The organism is Romboutsia sp. 13368 (assembly GCF_018336475.1).
Taxonomy (GTDB): Bacteria; Bacillota; Clostridia; order Peptostreptococcales; family Peptostreptococcaceae; genus Romboutsia.
The window spans coordinates 652986-657102 of record NZ_CP048741.1 but is presented as its reverse complement, the minus strand read 5'-3'; the positions used below and the strand labels follow the sequence as shown (position 1 = coordinate 657102).

At 24.9% G+C, this 4117-nt stretch carries 3 protein-coding genes; all 3 read right to left on the bottom strand.

The annotated features are described in order from the left end of the window. Positions 1–86: 86 nt before the first annotated feature. On the bottom strand, positions 87–545 hold the full coding sequence (locus G3997_RS02710; RefSeq protein WP_296649282.1) for an alpha/beta hydrolase: 459 nt from the start codon (positions 543–545) through the stop codon (positions 87–89). 107 nt (positions 546–652) lie between these two features. Then, complete coding sequence (locus G3997_RS02705; RefSeq protein ID WP_296647688.1) at positions 653–3580, bottom strand: insulinase family protein; 2928 nt, start codon at positions 3578–3580, stop codon at positions 653–655. A 57-nt stretch (positions 3581–3637) separates the two neighbouring features. Next, positions 3638–4117: hypothetical protein (locus G3997_RS02700; protein WP_296647685.1), on the bottom strand; the 480-nt coding region annotated here is incomplete at its 5' end.

The window sequence follows — 4117 nt, the reverse complement described above, 5'->3', positions numbered from 1 at the left end:
ATAAAATTCATAACAATAAATTCATAAATTTCTTATAAGAAAAAGCTATCTTTAAGTAATAATTTACTTTAAGATAGCTTTTTTATTTAATTAACTATGTAATCTAAAAATTTTCCAAATGATTTTAATACTATCTCTAATTCATATTCATCATAATAGAAATGTCCTGAATTTTCTAAAGTTATAACTTTATAATCATTCTTTAATTTTCTATAAAATAAATTCAAGCTTTTATTACTAACAAGTTCATCATTTTTAGTATGTATAATTAATGTTGGTATCGATATATTTTTAAGTTGCTTTTTTACTTTATTTATAAGTATAAATAAATCATTATACCTTGGTATCCATTTAATATAGGTTTTTGTTGAACTTCTTTCAACGCTCAATGAATTATAAGCATATCTTGTTAATATATCCTCATATTTAATTCTTCCTAGAGCTATTTTTATACCAATTATAATCATATTAAATTGAATATGCACCTTAAGAGGAGTTGCCATTAATATAAGAGCTTTTACTTTATTTTTATATTTTAANGTAATAGTATTAAAAAACGGATGTGAAAATATACATATCCACTTTTATCTTTTACATATCCCTTATTGAAATATAAAAAGTGTCTTAAAAAAAATTTAAGACACTTTTATTTTTAATTAAATACATTTATTAAATTTTTAAATACATCCTTATTAGCTTTAATTTTCTTTTCATCACCAACAACGCATATAAAATCTTTATTCATTACATCTTCTATAAACTTGCTATATTCTTTTATAGTTTCAACATTCGTAGCTAAAACTTCATTTCTTTCTCTTTGTCTATCTTCCTTAGTTATACCTCTCATATACATACCAAGTGATTTTTCTCCTCTAGATGCTGGAGTTAATGGCATATCTAAATTACTTATAGTACCTATAATATATTTTGTCATTTCTCTATCTGATACATCAAATGATTTTATAAAATCTGGTGCTTCATTAAAGGCATTAAGCGTTTCTGTTAAATTAGGGTCTCTATAAGATACAAATGCCATATTACCTGTTCTTGCAATAGTTGACATACATCCATAGGCTCCACCTTTAACCCTTACTCTATTCCATAGATAATCATATCCTAGTATAGTTTTTAGTACTAATATACTTCCACTATAATTGTATCCTAATTTCTTAAAGTTATATCCTTTAGCTACATAGTCTACATTTGCAGGTGTCATTAAACCTTCATTTTTTTGTTCTTCATTAAATTTATATTCATTATTAGTTAAAGATTCAGTAGATAATACATCCACTACTTTATTCATATTTTCTTTTAATAAATTTAATTCTTTATCTTCACCAGTTATAAATACCATTAAATTATTTTTATTGAATATAGTTTTTTGTAAGTTTAATAGTTTAGTTTTTAAATCTTCTATTCTTTCATCAAAATTAGTCTCTATATCCTTTAAGAATCTATAGTAATCATATCCTGATGTTTTTTCCATATATGATGCAGCTGGTGAGAAATAAGATGCAAGTCTTCCTACTGCAACTTGATGACCTGCTTGCATAAGAACCATTTCAATTCTTGATATAAGCTCTCTTATTATTTCTCTTATTCTCTTGTTATCTTCAAATAATGAATTTTGAACTATATCACTCATTATTTCCATAGCTTTATATATCTTATCATCCATAACCTTAGTGTGTATTTCTAAGAACGGATAGTATTTATTTTCATCTTTATCATTTCCATATACTTGATTTCTAAAGTACATATCACCTGTATTTATAAGTATTTCATTAGATAATTCTTTATAATCATAAGTTTTAGTATCAACTTTAGCAAGTAAATTACCTAATAAACTGAAGTATGGTATATCTTCTTCTTTTATACATTTTCCATAGAACATAAAGTTTAAGTAAGCAATATTACTTGTAAATGTATTACAATGAAGTATTTCTATATCATTATGTTTAGTTTTATCTATAGGTAGGTCTTCAACGTCTTTACCTATATCACTTAAGCTAAGTAATGGTATAGTTTCTAAAAGTTCTGGTGAGTCTGGTGTACTTTGACGAAGTATTAAGTTATTAGTTTCTTCAACTATATTATTTAATTCTTCTTCACTTAAACTATTTTTATAGTTTTCTAGTTTTACTTTTAACTCATCTTCTTCTCTTTGTGCTAAACCTTTTTCTGGTTTTAATGTAAGTAAAGATGCATGAGTATTATCTATTATATATTTTTTAATAAGCTCTTCAAGATAATTGGTAGTTAATGCTTTTTTAGAATTTTCTATAGCGTGTTCATATTTTATATGCATAAGTGGATCTCCACCGTATAGCCAACTATCCATAGCATTCATATAGTATATTAATCCTTTTGGATATCCACCAGTATCAGCTTCTCTTAATCTAAATTCAAATGCATTTATACATCCTTCTATAAGCTTTTTATCTATTCCATTTTTAACAATATCGTTAAGAGTATCATAAACTACTTTCTTAAATTCTTCTTTTTTATTAGGGTCACTATTTTTAGCTATTATACTAAATACAGGTTGAAGTATTCCACCATCAAAGCTACCAAATACATCTTTTCCTATACCAGCATCAAGTAATGCTTTTTTAAGTGGTGCACCTTCTGATTCAAGTAATATATATTCTAGTATATTTAAGTCCATATATACTTCTTCATCAGTTGATCTTCCTGTTACATAGTTTAATGCTAAGAACGTTTTTTCATTTTCATCATCATCTTCTGATATTGAATAAGAATACTCTACTTCTTTTATGCTACTATATTTTTCTTGTGGCTTAATCTCTGCATCTATTTCTTTTTTATCAAAGTTAGCTAAATATTCTTCATTTATGAATTTTAAACACTTTTCTAAGTTCATATCTCCATATAAGAATATATAACTATTAGATGGATGGTAATATTTTTTATGAGTATCTATAAATTGTTCATAAGTTAAATCTGGAATATATTTAGGATCTCCTCCAGACTCATTAGAGTAAGTATTATCAGGGAATAATGTTTCTTGTATTTTTCTCATCAATATTCCTTCAGGTGAAGAGAATGCTCCCTTCATTTCATTATATACTACCCCCTTATATGTTAACTCATCTTCATTTTTCTCAAGATCATAGTGCCATCCTTCTTGCATAAGTATTTCTTTAGTTTTGTATATATTAGGATAAAATACTGCATCTAAATATACATCCATTAAGTTAAAGAAATCTTTATCATTTTGACTTGCAATTGGGTATATCGTTTTATCACTAAATGTCATTGCATTTAAGAATGTGTTTAAAGAACCTTTTACAAGTTCAACAAAAGGCTCTTTTGTYGGGAATTTTCTAGAACCACATAAAACACTATGCTCTAATATATGCATAACTCCAGTACTATCTTCTGGTGGAGTTTTAAATCCTATTGAAAATACTTTATTAGTATCATCATTTTCCATATGTAAAAGTCTTGCACCAGTTTTTTCATGTTCAAATATTCTAGCTATAGAATTTACTTCTTTTATATTTTCTTCTCTTAAAAGTACAAATCCATTATAATTTGTGCCTATTTTATAATCCATTTTAGCCTCCTTAGCTTAAGCTTATTTATCTATTTATATTTACTATAATATATATATTTATTCCCTGTTTTTGAATAAATAATTGTCTTTATCTACTTTAAATCCATATCTTGTATATAAGTTATTTAAGCATTCTTGACTTATAACACTTTGAAAAGGTATAGCCTTTCCTTTTAGGACTTTTATAGGTTTAAAATTATAAGTTTCACTATAGTTATTATAGTTTTTTAATCTACTATTTATGTTATTTACAATACAATTTAAGTTTTCTAACATCATAGACCCATAACCATTTTGTCTACTTCCTGATACAAATTCTTCCAAATATAATATACCACATTTACCTTGATAATAAGAAGCATTTATATAAGTATCCTTTTTATCACCTATTATGATTCTTATATCAATAGGAATATTTATATCAATTTTATTTATATCAAACTTAGTTATTAARCAWACTAAATTATTAAACTTATCATACCTTGTAAAAAATTGTACATCATTTAAATCTTTTATGTATTTTTTTAATTTTTTTAT